Raw genomic sequence first — 15461 nt, 5'->3', positions numbered from 1 at the left:
GCCTCAACCTGGATTCATGGGAACGGGTTCAACACTGCGCGAACAGTAGATCAAGTACAATGTTCGATGGCCCGACATGTAGCGCTGACCCTGAAGCGCTCACTAATAGGGATATCTACCGCATATTCAAGAATAACGAGCCTGGCGAGCGGCATTCTGATTTTTTCCCTTGGTGGGAGTCAGAGCCGCGAAAACTGGATCATCACGAGATCTGGGTAACGGTAGAAGTACTGAAAACCCGTGACGCGGCGAATGTACTAGCGTGCTGAAATGCTCGCCGTCGCCTACGCGAGTTTGATCAACCGTCTGGGGCCGGACTCGTCAAACTGTGGACTCCTTGCGTGGTGTGATCGTCAAGGGTGCAGATGAATACGCTCAGGGGCAAATGCGATTGGAGAAACTGCTCCGAAAAGGACAGGCTTCTAGGGCTGGCGATCAAGGATTTTCAACCATGTTCAGCAAGGTTTAAAAAGCCGCAGGGGCATCTACCAGCACGCGCCGACATCTACAATAACTGTATGGAAGTGTCATGAAAGCTATCGTTAAATTGTATGATCGCGTCGCCGGGACACTTGAGAGGAAAGGCAACTCTGTTAGCTTCCAGTACAGCGCTGATTATGTGGACAAAAGACTTCCACGCCTTTCTTTGAGCCTCCCGGTCCGTGAGCAGCCCTACGTCTCAGAGAACGGACTACCGGCTTTTTTCAGTGGATTGTGCAGTGAGGGTTGGCTTCGAAAAACTCAGTGCTTGGAGCAAGACATCCACCCTAACGATGAGTTCACTCTATTAATCAACAATGGGCAAGACCTAGCCGGTGCAGTGACTATCGAGCCGATGGTTAAGGACAAGGCAAGTATGTCGAAAGCCTCGCCACCGACTTCTGAGTAGCCGACTCAATTCTTTCTGAAAGCTCAAAATGGTCGCAAAGCGGACATTCAGCTTTGGCGTGAAACCAGTCTTCAGCCTCCCTTTTGAGCGAGCAACCAGCGGGAGAAACGAAAGGTTGGTACCTCCGTGTTTGTTGCGCCCCCTGCTAACAAGGCTTGTTGCTTGCACCCAGTCTTTCCGTTCCAGTAAGACTATTCCTTACCCCGAGCCGGACACCGAATGTAGCATTTTGAGTGGAAACCGGAAGGAGCGTCCAATTCTCGAATCTACTTTTAGTCAATTTTGCACTTTGTGTGGATTTTAGAGGGTAAGTCACTGAATAACGGTTGCAGAAGCTTAGTTCTTTGCCTGGTCGTCCAGCGGCGCCCTGACAAGGGCGTCCGGTGGAGGGCTGTCTTTCAGGCGGTCACAATCAATCTGCCGCTATTACCTAACTTCAGCCTATACTCTCCGTCAGGGCAATTTTCGAAGGCAGGCAACACATGAAACAATCAGGAGGCAAAGGTGACGATAAAAGGCGGGTTGGTATGGCTGTGTCTTCTGGTACTACCCGTCATGCAAGTGCATGCCGGCACACTGAAAATACTCAATACAAAACAACAGGCGCTGTATGACCAGGCAGTCCGGCAAAACTCAATTGATTCGCTGATCAAGGCCAAGACGAAAGATTCCCTGATGGTACTGGCCCTCGTCTATTCCAGTGATCACATCAAGGGCCTGCCCCGGGATTACACCAAATCTGCCCACTACGCCTACCTGGCCTGGAAGCGCGGCGCTGAATTTGCCGCGATGTTTCATCTCTCAGCCTGTGGCTCACTCAATGCCCAAAAGAGCAAAACGCGTTCGACGGTGTACCCTGATTACTGTGAAGAAGCGATATCGTATGAGGTCATGGGCGAGCTCCTGGAGCGCGCGCAGAAGGCTGCGAACCAGCGTGAGCTGGCCGCAGCCAAAGCCCGGATACGAGAGAGGGAAAGACGGGAAACACCAGCCACGATTACCTCACCCGATGGGTGGTATCTGGTATCCGTTAACGGCGTGTCAAAAATGTCTGTCACTTTGCCGGCCGATCAATCCGGCCGGTATAAGTTTAAAGCAGTCACCGTAGAAACCGCTTACCCCCAATACTTCAAGACCGGGTATGACTACGAGAGAGGCTGGTGGTATCCGTCGACTCAACAAATATACAGCTACCAGTACAACATCAAACGGGGAAACGAGCATTGCAATGGCTGGGGCGATTACCATTGGGGGTTCCAGTTCAAGCCGGAGAAAGTCTGGGTGGGCGTGGAACTGATGCCTGCCTTTAAAGCATCCTGGGACTACCCCCGCAACCGCGCTCCCAAAAGGCAATGTGTCACTGAAACCACTGACAGAAACAATTGCCAGGTGGTGCGCTGCGCCGAATGGAGAGACCCGGAACCCCACAGATACATTGTGCGCTCCAAAGAAGATGCGATCGAACTTTACCACTCGATCTCCCGCTAGGGCCTGTATTCGGCTTGGTGGGCCTTCAAGCTCCCCTTTGATCATCCCTGTCGGTTCCGGAGGTAATTAGCTTGGCGGCTCTGTAGCAAAGCACTTACTCGAATGTTCGCTTTTGTTTAAGAGCGTCCCCTGCCAACAAGGCTTGTTGCTTGCCTCCAATCTTTCCGTTCCAGTGAGATTATTCGGTACTCCGAGCCGGACGCCAAATTTAGCATTTTGTGTGGAACCCGGAAGGAGCGCGCTATTCTCGAACCAGCTTTAAGTCTGTTTAGCACTTTGTGTGGATTTTGGAGGGTAAGTCACTGAATTACCGTGGAGGAAGTTTAGTACTTTGTGTGGTCGTCCACCCATTGTGGCGGAATATGATCCAGGAACAACGCGAGGCAAATATTTTCAGCTGGATCACCTCTGAAGCGATCGCCATGCGGATTCCGCGAATTCTTCCCGATAATCCCGAGGCGAAGTCTGTACCCGGCCAGCCAGCCAGGCTTTGCAGTAATTTTCCGACGGGCCGACGATCAGAGAGATTACGATCTCGAACGGCTGAACAATGCTGTTACTTTCGTTACCGAAGCCAAGCAACTTTGCTTTGAGTTCCCGGAAGCCTTTCGCATTCCTATCTTTCAGCTCCTCCTGAAATGGCCCTTTGGCGACTGCTGATCGCGCCTGATACAGGAACCTTGCCCATTCGGGGTTGGCGACAACCCAGTCGAGATAACTACAGATAACTGAATACACAGCCTCGCGAAGGCTGTTGGTGTTGGCTAACTCCTGGTCCAGATGTTGTCGCTGATCATCCTGAGCTGCAAAAAAGAGTGCGCTTAAAATACCCTCCTTGTTGCCAAAGTGGTGATAAATCGCCCCTACACTCGTTTCGCAGCGGGCTTTGATGGCATCGATCGTGGTGGCCTCCACCCCAAGCTCAATAAAACAATAGAGCGCCTGTTCCAGGATGTCCCTTTTCAGCGCAGCCCTGCGGCCCGGAAACCTGTTTTCTAAAATATGGAATTGGTTCATCAAATCGATATTAGCCTGTTTGAACTAGCCGTGACCTTCATTCTACCGTTTGACAGCTTCGGCAAAAACAGAATAATCTTCTTTTACCGAATATTGTTCTTTTATTTCACTACTGCCGAATTTTTTTGGCAACAGCGGCTTACTAATTGGGTAAATGATGGAAAAAACCATAATAACCTGTGACGACGGCTATCGGCTCACCGGGCATTTTTTCAGACCAGCAACAGACGTTCCTCGCGGTGCCGTTCTCATCGCCCCCGCCACCGGGTTTCGACATCAAGTCTATTTCAGTTTTGCGACCTGGCTGAGCGAGCAAGGCTTCGCCGTGCTGACGTTTTCCAACAGAGGCATTGGGGATTCTCGCAACGGTATCCCTCTAGCTGAGATCTCTGGCGACCTGGTCGACTGGGGTTCGCTGGACCTGCCGGCCGCGCTGGAGGAACTCATCGCCCTCGCACCAGGTCTGCCGGTAAGCCTTGTTGGCCATAGCGCCGGTGCGCAGTTGATCGGTTTAATGCCCAACTTCGCTCAAATAGACAGCTACGTTCTGATTGCAGCATCGTCAGGCCATTTCGATAACCTGAAACTGAAAACAAAGCTGGCCGCCAAACTACTGTTCCACGGTTGGCAACCGCTCTCCGTTGCAGTCAAAGGATACTGGCCGACCAAAATTATCGGTTTCGGTGAGGATCTTCCCGCCGGTGTCGCCAGGCAATGGCGACAGTGGTGCCGTTCGCCAGGGTACGTAGAAAACAGTTTTGGAGAGGAAATAAGGCAGCATCACTATGCGGATATAAAAGCCCCCGTGCTGTCGCTAACCGCAACAGATGACCACATTGCCGTGCCTGCAAACGTGGAAGACTTTCTGCGCCTGCTGCCCAACGCCCAGATAAAAAAACATTTCTTGGAACCAGGCAGTTTTGGCCTGAAAGACATTGGCCACAGCGACTTGTTGCGTAGCCGCTGTAAAGCCTGTTGGCCGCAGACTCTAGAGGGCCTGGCGTCAACATACTGAGTGAGCTGGCTATCCGTGGTACGAAATTCTCATCAGCGTGCAGTACACCACTGGTAGCACCACTAACGTCAATATCGTTGCAACACCCAAACCGAACACGATAACCACCGCCATGCTCGCGAAGAAGGCATCGCTGAACAGAGGAATCATTCCCAACATGGTGGTTACGGCCGCCATTAGCACAGGTCGTACCCGGCTTACCGCGGCCTCAACCACCGCGGTGAATGCATCATCCTGCTGTTCTACCTGAATCTTGATCTCCTCAACCAGCACAATGGCATTCTTCAGTACCATACCGATCAGACTCAGAGTCCCGAGCAGTGCCATGAACGTAAAGGGTGCGCCGAGCAATACCAGTCCACCAATGATTCCAATCATCATGAGAGGAACAATTATCCAGATCGAGAGAGCCTGTCGGAAGCTGCCGAACAACAGCATCGAGATAATGAACATGCCGAGCAGTCCAAGAGGCAGCGAGGAGAAAAGCGAAGTCTGCGCCTCGGTTGAGGTCTCGTACTCTCCACCCCACTCAATCGAATAGCCGTAGGGAAGCTCCAGCGCGTCGACCTGCGGGCGGATCCTCTCCAGCACACTCGCCGCTGTCTCCCCCGATAAAGGCATGGGTTCGGCATAAACCGCCAACATCCGCTCCCTGTTTCTGCGCTTTATCAGCGGGTCCCGCAGTTCCGTATTGATGGCATTGATGACGTTGCCTGCGCTGACATAGCGGCCCTGCTCTTCACTCCAGACATTGATCGAGGTAAGGTTTTCGATATCAAAACGCTGCTCCTCTCTTGACCGCATAATGATCGGAATGAGGTCGCTCCCCTCACGGTACACTCCAACCTGCTGCCCCTGATTATTCAGCAACAACGCCTGGTGCAGTGATTCGCGAGATACGCCAAGGCGCCGGGCCTGTTCTTCGAGGAACTCCGGTACGATCACGGCTTCCCGATTACCCCAGGACAAGCGCACGCTGTCGGCCAGAGGTTCATTTTCAAAAATTGCCTGCACGCGCGCACCGATTTTCCGGAGTTCTTCGGGATCTTCTCCAAAGATACGAGCTTCGAGACTGGCTTTGGCTGAGGGCCCCACCTGCAAAGCCTGCACTTTGTAATGAACGTTCGGGAAGTCTGTACGCAGTTGCTGAATGACTTCCTCCATACGCGCCTCTCTCGACGCCTTGTCCCGGGTCTCTACGATCAATTGGCCAAAACTGGCGTATCGCTGCTCCGGTGAATACGTCAACGTAAAACGCTGGGCTCCGCCGCCGGTGACACTGGTCACCTGGACAACCTGGTCCATTGCATTCATGCGCGATTCCAGCCGCTTCACGGTCTCTTCGGTTTGCAAGATGTCGGTCCCTTCGGGCAACCACAAATCAACAAAAAAGAGTGGCGTTGTGGCATTCGGGAAGAAAGCATTCTTCACCTGTCCCGAGAACGATAGAACCCCAGCCAGAAGCGCGATGGCAAGTGTTAATGTCACGAAGCGATAATGAATTGCGTAGGTCAGCAGGCGGCGGAAGACGACGAAGACAATTCCCTTATAGGGGTCGTTATCGGATGACTGCCCGACACTCTCGAGCTTGTCGGGATAGAACATATCAAAGAAAAACGGGGTCAGAGTGAGTGCTGTCAGCCAGCTCAGGAAAAGCGAGTAGCACAGAACCCAGAACAGGGAGCCAATGAATTCACCGGTGGTGTCTGGCGATAGGCCGATAGGAGCAAAGGCCGTAATGGCAATCACGGTAGCGCCGAGCAGCGGGTACCGATTCTGCGAGACCACTTCTTTGGCTGTCTGCCTTTTGGACTTGCCCTTGGAAAGGCCAATCATCATGCCCTCGGTGACGACGATGGCATTATCGACCAGCATCCCCAGCGCAATGATCAGCGCACCCAATGAAATCTTCTGGAGCTGAATACCGTGTATTGCCATAAGCACGAATGTACCCATGATGGTAATCAGCAGGATCAGCCCCATGAGCAGGCCACTTCGCAGCCCCATGAACAGCAAAAGCACAATAATGACAATGCCCACCGCCTGGGCAAGGTTCATGAGAAAAGCAGATACTGCCTCCTCGACTACTTCAGGCTGGTTATACACTGTGTTCAGTGTCATACCGATGGGTTGCTGTTTTTCCAGGCGTTTCAAAGCCTCATTGAGACGCTCACCTACATCAACAACGTTGGTGCCCTCTGCAAATGACACGCCGATGGTCAAAGCAGGCAATCCGTCAGAATGGTAAAGCAAGGCGGGTGAGTCATTGGTCACCCTGCGAACTTCGGCCAGATCGCTGAGCCGGATAATACCCGAATCAGCGCTTCCAACTGCCAGTTGCTCAAGTGCCTGAACGGAATCAAGCTGACCGGTTGGCTGAACGGATAACGACAGTCCCTCACTGCGCAGGTGGCCCGCGTTGCCTACCGTATTCTGCGCATTCAGAAGGCTCGCCAGGTATTCTGGCGATATGCCAAGAGCACGCATACGGTCACGGTCCAGGGACACGATCATCTGCTCGTCGACACGGCCGCCGATACTGACTTTTGCGACGCCCTCCAGTAATCGCAGTTCTCTCTGAATGAGATCCGCATGGTCACCAAGATCTTTCAGCGAGTAGCCGTCGCCACGCAACGTGAGCAGCAGGCCGAAGACATCGCCAAAGTCATCGTTCACGATGGACGTGTTCACGCCTGGTGGCAGACCAGGCTGGGCATCATTAATCTTTCGCCGGAGGATATCCCAATACTGGTCTAACTCCCCTTCTCTGACCGTCTTCTTGAGCTGGACAGTAATCTGCGACAAGCCGTCCGAGTTCACCGAAGTAATGTCATCGATGCCCGGCATCTGCTGGATCGCTTTTTCCAGAGGCAGCGTAACCTCCTCCTCGACTTCAAGAGGCGTTGCTCCGGGATATTGGGTGGTCACCAAGGCGGAACGTAACGTGAACTCCGGGAATTCAAGCTGGCCGAGACCCAGAAACGCGAACATGCCCCCAACCCCAAGCAACAGCGTGACCATCCAGCTGATGGACTTCCGATCAAGAAAATAATCGACCATCTCAGAGCCCGCCCTCTTTTTCCCAGGGACGGACCGAACGATCCCTGTTCATCCGGTGAGCGCCGGCAACCACGATTCTGTCGCCCGGGCTGAGCTCTCCCCGAACAAGCACGCCATCGTTCATTTTCTTACCCGGCTCGACATCCACCGGCTCGACGCTGCCCGTGTTATCGCCATTCTCACCATCGGCAGCAGCCACGTATCGCCAAACCACGCTAGTGCCGGGTTCTGCGTCAGGTGTTACAAGCGCCGCGGTTGGTATCAGCCACGACGGGGCGCTCTCTCCAGCCAATGTGCCGTAATCAAGCAGAACGGTCGCGCTCATCCCCGAAAGCACTGTGATGTCCTCGGGTTCAGGGAGCGTTACGGTAACCTCATAACTGAGCGACCCCTGAGAGGCATTGCTGTCATGCTCTTTGTAGCTCGCGGCGTAGCGTTTATCGGGAAGCTCGGGAAACTGTACCCACGCGATAGTGTTGCCATTGGCGCGAACGTTCCTGGATCTCTGTGGCTGAAGGCGGCGGACCTGTTGTTCAGGCATCTGGAACGAGACGTCGATAGAGCCGGGCCGTTGCAGTTCGGCAATGGCCTGCTGCGCTGATACAACCTGAAAGACATCCACCGGCACCCGTGAAATGACGCCATCAAATGGCGCTTTGAGAACGGTATAGGAAAGTTGGTCCTCCGCGCTGGCCAGTTGCGCTCTGGCAGAGAGGTACTCGGCCTCGGCCTCATCGAAACGGGCCTGACTGATGGCCTGGCGCTCCAACGATATTCGCATTCGCTCGAAGGTGGCCTGTGCCAGATTGAAATTTGACCGGGCGTTTTCCAGGCGGGTTCTTGCGTCCCGATCGTCCAGGCGGGCAACGACCTCCCCTTTTTCCACAGTGTCGCCTGCTTTAACGGCCAGCTCCGTCAGCTCTCCTCCCACTCTGAAAGAGAGTTCTGAATGGTCAGACGCCGAGACTCTGCCCGGATACTGATTGAGCGTGCCTGACTGCGCCTGCTCCAGCGTCATGAGCTTTACCGGGTAGACAGTTTGCTGTGTCAGAGGGGGCGCCTCCGCCGAACATCCCATCACCAGGAGGCTCGAAAGCATTGCAAGCGCTTGTAGGCCTCTCAAGGGCATGGCGGTACTGACCATCTTGAATTTCATAACGCGTCACTCTCCAGAAAAAATTAGGTATTCCGACGATCGGCAACCGCATCCCAAGCCATATTAAACGCTAATTCGATATGCTCATCGGTACCTTCGAACGACCCTTGCAGGCATCGTTGAACGAGGTGGTAAATCGGGCGGAACATAAACGTTTCGAGAAGTGGAAAAGGTACCGGTTTGATCAGCCCGGATTGCTTTCCCTGATCAACTGCATTCAAAAGATTTGCGGCTCGGCTTTCGTTTCGTGCCTGGATCTCGGGAGTCATCCAAGCAGAATGCGTGAACGTCTCGTGGTAGCGGAATAGTTCCGGACGCTCAAGGCCGATCCGGAACAGTGTGTGCCACTGGCGTCGCAGTCCTTCACGCAGATCTTTCCCGCGAGAAAAACTGTCCAGCGCCGCATCAATGACCTGATCGCTGACGTAATAAAATGTCGCCAATAAAAGCTGTTCTTTATCTTCGTAATAGATGTACAGCGTGGCTGGTGACAAACCCGCAGCCTTGGCTATCTTGCCAACCGAGGTTGCTGAAAAACCGTGATCTGCTACTTCCCTCACGGTAGCTTCCAGGAAGGCTATTCGTTTCGAGTCGTCTCTTTGCCGCATTTGTCTGCTCAACGCTTCAAATTGGTCGGCCTAAAATAAATGAACGTTCACTTATTTTCAAACCGAAAATATAGGCGTATACCGAAGTAGGTGCCCTACTGAAGTGCGCGGGGTTCAGGCAAAAATCAGGTTGGTCTGCAGGCTCTTTGCAACCAGCCGACCACGAAAACCCATCACAGGCTCTAGCCAGGTCCCGAACGCAATAGAGGCAGATCGAGCAGGATTTCGAGACGATGATGCGCGATGGCTACGTCATCATCGAACCTGTCCCCAAGGGAAACTTGCGAAGGCGGATTCCAGCCTGTCGCATCAGCCAGGATGATGATTGATATATCTCATCCGAATTAGTCCGCCCGGCCCACGGGCGGATAGTTTATGGTTTTGCACAATATTTCCCGAGGATGCTATGAACACACTTTCTACTCCCCTGAAAATGGGCGCCAGTGAATTGGCCAATCGGGTCTTCATGGCCCCCCTCACCCGCGTCCGTGCCGACGCTGATCACGTTCCCACGGACATGATGGTTGAGTATTACGCTCAGCGTGCGTCTGCCGGCCTGATCATCGCCGAGGCCACCATGGCCATCGAAGGCAATTCAGCCTTCTGGCGCGAGCCTGGCATCTATTCCGAGGCGCAAGTTGAAGGCTGGAAGAAAGTCAGTGATGCGGTACACGCTAAAGGTGGCAAGATTTATCTGCAGATCTGGCACGGCGGCCGCGCCTGTCACCCGGTGTTAAACAACGGGAAGGATCCGGTAGCGCCCAGCGCCATTGCCATCACCAGCGATGAAGTGCACACACCGGAAGGCAAGAAGTCCTACACGGTTCCCCGCGCACTGGCTGACAACGAAATCCCGGCCATCATCGACGGTTTCCGCACCGCCGCCGAGAATGCCAAGCGCGCCGGCTTTGACGGTGTTGAGGTTCATGGCGCCAACGGCTACCTGCTGGACCAGTTCCTCCGTGATGGTTCCAACCATCGAGAAGGCCCTTACGGTGGCCCGATCGAAAATCGCGCCCGACTGCTGCTGGAGGTGATTGAAGCCGTATCCGGAGTGTTCGGTTCCGAGAACGTCGGTGTTCGACTGAGCCCGCTCAACAGTTTCCAGAGCATGAAGGACAGTGATCCGGTCGGCCTGGTCACCTGGCTCGCCAAGCGTCTGAACGACTACGGCCTGGCCTTTGTTCATTTAATGCGCAGCGACTTTTTTGGGGAGCAGCAAGCAGACGTGATTACCCCGGTCCGCGAGCACTTCAAGGGCAAGTTGATCCTCAACATGAGCTACACCGGTGAAGAAGCAGAACAGGCCATCGAATCCGGATTGGCCGACGCTGTCGCCTTTGGTGTGCCCTTCATTGCCAACCCGGACCTTCCGGAGCGCCTGAAGCTTGGGGCCGAGCTTAATGAAGCAGATCCCTCGACTTTTTACACCCAGGGAGCGGAGGGGTATATTGACTACCCTTACCTCGAAGAATTAGCCGAAGCATAGTATTGAGTCGGAGCATAGTATCGAAAGGGGGCTTTTAGCCCCCTTTTTCGTTGCGGAGAAAACATGACCTTTGAAAGCGCCATTTCCTTTCTTGCCGCTAAAGCCCGGAACTTCCCCTTTTTCAGCTAAACCATACCCTCTTCCTCAAGACTCGCCACCCGTTGCCTTCAGCATTCGCCGGTGCGCCTCCGACGACCAAACCCCACTGAATTCCTCAATCACCCCAAGCTGGGCCGCCGCATAGGACAATCTGGCGGAAAGCCGGTCCTGCTGAGCGGAAATGAAGGTTCGGTTGGCGTCCAGTAAATCCAGATAGCCGATGGCACCCTCACGATGCATAGTTCTGGCGATGGTGAACGATTCGTTGGCTGCCTCAAACGCCCTGCCCGTTGCCTGATCAGCCTCCAAGGCCCGCCCGTAAGCAAAGATCGCAACCCGCGCACTGGCGACCGCATCAATGATGGTTTGGCGATAACGGATGTAACTTTCTTCCGAGACTGCATTCTGGCTTTCGACCCGTTGCAGTATCACCGGATAACTCAACAGAGACCAGGAGATGCGAGGAGCGATGCTGCCGGTACCCTCAAAGCCATCGGACACTTCCGCCACGTTGGTCAAGCCCAGAAATCCCTCGACCGAAAACTGGGGATAGAGTTCTGCCCGAAGGGCGTTGCCAACCGCCACATCCCGGGCCAGTGCTGCGAGCGCACCGCCGATATCCGCACGCAGCTGCATGGCCTCGTTGGCCCGCTCCGCCTCCGGTACCCCAATGGAAGCGGCCAGTGCACGTGGGGCCGGTTTCAGGACCAGGGATTCGGGATCTTCATTGACGAGCACGGACAGCACCGCTTTGGCACGATAAAGCTGGGCTCGCGCGTCAGGAAGCTTGGCACGCTGCTGTTCCAGCAGCGTGTCTGCGCGGGCGAGATCCAGGTTCGGCGAGATGCCTTCCTCCACGCGCAGGGCCATGACTTCCCGGGTGTCTTCCAATGCTCGAATGTCCGCCTTGATCAACTGAACCCGCTGGCGAGCGGCTTCCCACTCCAGATAAGACCGGACAACACCAACGGTGACTTCTTTCAACACCGCTCGCTGGTTGTTCAGGGCAACCTCAAGGTTGGCTTCACTGGCATCGATTAGCGCTCTAAGCCGGCCAAACAAGTCCACTTCCCAGGTGGCCGCCAGACCGACGGCAGAGGATTCCTGGACACTGTTTCGATCGATCGCCTCGTATTCCCCGGTTACTCCTCCCTGAGGAAGCAAGCGGTTTTTGTCCGCACCCAAATCCGCGAGCGCCTGACGGACCCGCTGCCGGGTTGCCAACAGATCGAGGTTGGCGGCCTGCGCAACCTCGACCAGTTGATTGAGTTGGTCATCCTCGTAGCTCTTCCACCACTCTGCTGTGGTGGCGTCTGTGCTCTGAACACCGAACTCGAGGCTGTCGAGGTAACGTTCGTCCGCCTCCTGTTGGGGCTCATAATTCGGGGTTGCAGCGCACCCAACCAGCAGCGCTGACCCGAGCAAGACACTAACCGCCCGTTTAAGCATGGTCGTTCTCCGTGATCTGTTCAGGGATTGCCTTGGCGTTGGCAGGCGCCTCGGTATCGGCCTTCGCACGCTGAATCACCGCGTAAAATACCGGGGTGAAAAGCAGGCCGAACACGGTGACACCTATCATTCCCGAAAACACCGCTATGCCCATAGCGTGACGCATCTCCGCACCGGCTCCGCTCGCAAGAACCAGCGGTACCACGCCTGCAGTGAAGGCAATCGAGGTCATCAGAATAGGCCGTAAACGCAAACGACACGCCTCTACGATGGCCTGATAATGACTGCGTCCCTGGAGGTTGAGGTCACGGGCGAACTCGACCATCAGGATGGCGTTTTTACTCGCCAATGCCACCAGAACAATCAGGCCAATCTGGGTGAACATGTTGTTGTCACCATCAGTCAGCCAGACCCCGGCCAGAGCTGACAGCAAGGTCATCGGCACAATCAGAATGATGGCAAACGGCAGTCGCAGGCTTTCGTATTGAGCCGCCAGTACGATGAAAACCAGCAAGATAACCAGTGGGAACACATAGACCATGGTGTTGCCAGCGAGTTTTTGCTGATAAGTCACCTCGGTCCACTCAAACGCCATGCCCTCGGGCAGAGTCTGTGCGAGAACCTCTTCGATAGCAGCCTGAGCCTGGTCCGAACTGAAGCCCGGGGCCGGAGAGCCATTGAGTTCAGCCGTTGGATAGCCGTTGTAACGCATCACACGGTCCGGGCCGATGGTCGATTCGACACTCATCACCGCGGACAGCGGGATCATCTGGCCCCGCTGGTTGCGAACCTTCAGATTCAGAATGTGCTCCGGATCAAGGCGCTTGTCGGACTCGGCCTGGGCAATCACCTGATAGGTACTGCCGAACATGTTCACGTCATTGACGTACACCGACCCCAGATACACCTGCAGTGTGTCGAACACGGACTCCAGCGGAATGCCCAGCAGCATCGCACGCTCCCGATCGATATCCAGGTCAAACTGGGGTACCTGAACCCGGAAGCTGGAGTATAGACCCGTCAGTGCCGGATGCTTGCGAGCTTCGTTGATGGTGGTTTGCAGGGTATCAAACAAGGCTTCAAAGCCTTTGCTGCTTCGATCTTCGATCTGCAGTTTGAAGCCACCCGTGGTGCCCAGGCCCAGGATCGGTGGTGGTGGGAACACCGCCACAAACCCTTCGTCAATGCCTGAAAACGCGCCGTTCAACTTGCCTGCAATCGCCCCCGCACTGAGCTCCGGAGACGTGCGTTCGGTAAAATCGGTCAACGGCAGGAACACGATGCCGCTGTTCGGGCTGTTGGTGAAACCATTCACCGAAAGGCCAGGGAACGCAATGGTGTTTGCCACACCCTCGGTCTCCAGCGCGATCTGCTGCATTTCGTTGACCACGTCCACGGTCCGGTCAAGGCTAGCCGCATCCGGCAGCTGGGCAACTGCGACCAGGTATTGTTTGTCCTGCTGCGGAATGAAACCACCCGGTACCGCGTTGAACAGGCCACCGGCGAAAACGGTCAATCCCACATACACCACGCCAACGATGGCGCTGTAGCGGATCAGCTTCTTGACCAGAACTTCATAGGCATTACCTGTGCGGTCAAAGAACCGGTTGAACGGGCGGAACACAAAGCGACCAAACACCTTTTCCAGAACCCGGGAAAGCCGGTCGGGCTTCTCGTCGTGGCCCTTGAGAAGCAGCGCGGACAACGCCGGCGACAGGGTCAGCGAGTTCAAAGCGGAGATCACCGTTGAAATCGTGATGGTCAATGCGAACTGCTTGTAAAACTGACCGGAAAGACCAGAAATGAAGGCCGTCGGAATGAAGACCGCACACAACACCAGTGCAATGGCAATGATCGGGCCGGTTACCTCGTTCATGGCCACTTTGGTGGCTTCACGAGGCGAGAGCCCCCGGTGAATGTTCCGCTCCACGTTCTCGACCACCACGATGGCGTCATCAACCACGATACCGATCGCCAGCACCATTCCGAACAGCGACAGCGTGTTGATGGAAACGCCCAACCACTGCATCACGGCGAAGGTGCCCACCAGTGATACAGGCACCGCAACGAGCGGAATAATGGACGCCCTCCAGGTTTGCAGGAACAACACCACGACCAGCACAACCAGTAGAATCGCTTCCAACAAGGTGGTGATGACCGCGTCGATGGACCCGCGAACAAACACAGTCGGGTCGTAAGCGATTTCATACTCAACGCCCTGCGGGAAATCCTGCGACAACCGCGCCATGGTTGACCGAACATCGTCGGAAAGCTGAATGGCGTTAGCCCCCGGGCGCTGGAAAATCGGCATGGCAACCGCCGGCTTCCCATCGAGACCCGCTTCAAGGGCGTAGGTGTTCTGGCCCAGCTCGACTCTCGCAACGTCAGAGAGACGCGTGATAGCTCCGTTGTCACCGATTTTCAGAACAATGTCCCGAAACTCATCCAACGAGGTCAGGCGTCCGCGGACGTTCAGCATCAACTGGAACTGATTGTCGTTCGGTGCAGGCTGTGCACCAAGTGTACCGGCTGCAATCTGGCGATTCTGGGCACGGACAGCGTTCACCACATCCGAGGCGTTGAGATTCCGGGCGGCCAGTTCATCCGGCTGCAGCCAGAGACGGACCGCAAATTCACCGCCACCGAACAACTGAACGTCGCCAACGCCGCCCAGGCGGGAGAGTTCATCTTTCAGATTCAGCTCGGCGTAGTTGGCCAGATAGGTAATGTCCCGGCTCTCATCCGGAGAGTGAACGTGAACAACCATGCTCAGGTTCGGGGATGATTTCTCAGTCACCACACCCAGGCGCTGCACCTCTTCCGGCAAACGGGGCAAAGCAATATCAACCCGGTTCTGGACCTGAACCTGCGCTTTGTCGAGATCAGTACCCAGCGCAAACGTTACCGTCAGGGTCATACGGCCATCGGCCGTTGCCTGGGACGACATATACAGCATGTTCTCCACGCCGTTGATCTCATCCTCAATCGGTGAGGCGACCGTTTCTGCAATCACCTTCGGGTTTGCGCCCGGGTAGTTGGCTGTGACCACCACCGTGGGCGGCACCACTTCCGGATACTCACTGATCGGCAACTGGAACAGAGAGATGCCACCCCCGATCAGAATGATCAGGGATAGCATGGAGGCGAATATTGGCCGGTCGATAAAAAAATGGGGAAATTTCATCGTTCGG

Annotated in this window: 10 protein-coding genes; 4 read left to right on the top strand and 6 right to left on the bottom strand. The window is 55.0% G+C overall.

The features are described from left to right. The first annotated feature begins 529 nt into the window (after window positions 1–529). Together C7436_RS19085 and C7436_RS01750 are read left to right on the top strand one after the other, a co-directional pair. Complete coding sequence (locus tag C7436_RS19085) at window positions 530–889, top strand: HipA N-terminal domain-containing protein (protein WP_121206480.1); 360 nt, start codon at window positions 530–532, stop codon at window positions 887–889. A 504-nt stretch (window positions 890–1393) separates the two neighbouring features. Continuing rightward, window positions 1394–2377, top strand: a complete 984-nt coding sequence (locus tag C7436_RS01750) for a hypothetical protein (protein WP_147423414.1) — start codon at window positions 1394–1396, stop codon at window positions 2375–2377. 402 nt (window positions 2378–2779) lie between these two features. Here the strand turns inward: C7436_RS01750 and C7436_RS01745 are convergent, their stop codons facing one another. Beyond that, window positions 2780–3394 carry a TetR/AcrR family transcriptional regulator gene (locus C7436_RS01745; protein ID WP_121206478.1) on the bottom strand — a complete coding sequence of 205 codons (615 nt, stop codon included), beginning with the start codon at window positions 3392–3394 and terminating at the stop codon, window positions 2780–2782. Between the two features lie 154 nt (window positions 3395–3548). On the opposite strand from C7436_RS01745, the gene C7436_RS01740 reads away from it, so the two are divergent. Then, complete coding sequence (locus C7436_RS01740) at window positions 3549–4409, top strand: alpha/beta hydrolase family protein (RefSeq protein ID WP_211329835.1); 861 nt, start codon at window positions 3549–3551, stop codon at window positions 4407–4409. A 9-nt stretch (window positions 4410–4418) separates the two neighbouring features. On the opposite strand, the gene C7436_RS01735 is transcribed toward C7436_RS01740, so the two are convergent. The 3 genes from C7436_RS01735 to C7436_RS01725 are packed head-to-tail and all read right to left on the bottom strand — an operon-like array spanning window position 4419 to window position 9185. Further along, complete coding sequence (locus C7436_RS01735; protein ID WP_121206477.1) at window positions 4419–7469, bottom strand: efflux RND transporter permease subunit; 3051 nt, start codon at window positions 7467–7469, stop codon at window positions 4419–4421. 1 nt (window position 7470) lies between these two features. After that, window positions 7471–8625: an efflux RND transporter periplasmic adaptor subunit gene (locus C7436_RS01730; RefSeq protein WP_008172291.1), complete on the bottom strand. Its 1155-nt coding sequence runs from the start codon at window positions 8623–8625 to the stop codon at window positions 7471–7473. Window positions 8626–8648: 23 nt separating this feature from the next. Further along, a complete protein-coding gene (locus C7436_RS01725; RefSeq protein WP_014420756.1) occupies window positions 8649–9185 on the bottom strand; it encodes a TetR/AcrR family transcriptional regulator in 537 nt (178 codons plus the stop codon). A gap of 454 nt (window positions 9186–9639) precedes the next feature. Here C7436_RS01725 and C7436_RS01715 point away from each other — a divergent pair, with 454 nt between their 5' ends. Continuing rightward, window positions 9640–10722, top strand: coding sequence for an alkene reductase (locus C7436_RS01715; protein WP_121206476.1), 1083 nt, complete (start codon window positions 9640–9642; stop codon window positions 10720–10722). A 144-nt stretch (window positions 10723–10866) separates the two neighbouring features. Here C7436_RS01715 and C7436_RS01710 read toward each other — a convergent pair whose 3' ends face one another. Beyond that, window positions 10867–12270, bottom strand: coding sequence for a TolC family protein (locus C7436_RS01710; RefSeq protein WP_121206475.1), 1404 nt, complete (start codon window positions 12268–12270; stop codon window positions 10867–10869). After that, window positions 12263–15454: an efflux RND transporter permease subunit gene (locus C7436_RS01705; RefSeq protein WP_121206474.1), complete on the bottom strand. Its 3192-nt coding sequence runs from the start codon at window positions 15452–15454 to the stop codon at window positions 12263–12265. Before C7436_RS01705 ends, C7436_RS01710 begins: the two co-directional genes overlap by 8 nt. Window positions 15455–15461 lie beyond the last annotated feature (7 nt).

Origin of the sequence: Marinobacter nauticus, from assembly GCF_003634635.1 — a bacterium.
Taxonomy (GTDB): Bacteria; Pseudomonadota; Gammaproteobacteria; order Pseudomonadales; family Oleiphilaceae; genus Marinobacter; species Marinobacter nauticus.
The sequence above is the reverse complement of the archived record's forward strand: the minus strand, read 5'-3'. Positions and strand labels throughout refer to the sequence as shown.

Bases quoted from the DNA above. Each gene is read 5' to 3' on its own strand.
- C7436_RS19085 (WP_121206480.1), top strand. From the start codon at position 530: ATGAAAGCTATCGTTAAATTGTATGATCGCGTCGCCGGGACACTTGAG.
- C7436_RS01745 (WP_121206478.1), bottom strand. From the start codon at position 3,394: ATGAACCAATTCCATATTTTAGAAAACAGGTTTCCGGGCCGCAGGGCT.
- C7436_RS01740 (WP_211329835.1), top strand. From the start codon at position 3,549: ATGATGGAAAAAACCATAATAACCTGTGACGACGGCTATCGGCTCACC.
- C7436_RS01735 (WP_121206477.1), bottom strand. From the start codon at position 7,469: ATGGTCGATTATTTTCTTGATCGGAAGTCCATCAGCTGGATGGTCACG.
- C7436_RS01730 (WP_008172291.1), bottom strand. From the start codon at position 8,625: ATGAAATTCAAGATGGTCAGTACCGCCATGCCCTTGAGAGGCCTACAA.
- C7436_RS01715 (WP_121206476.1), top strand. From the start codon at position 9,640: ATGAACACACTTTCTACTCCCCTGAAAATGGGCGCCAGTGAATTGGCC.
- C7436_RS01710 (WP_121206475.1), bottom strand. From the start codon at position 12,270: ATGCTTAAACGGGCGGTTAGTGTCTTGCTCGGGTCAGCGCTGCTGGTT.
- C7436_RS01705 (WP_121206474.1), bottom strand. From the start codon at position 15,454: ATGAAATTTCCCCATTTTTTTATCGACCGGCCAATATTCGCCTCCATG.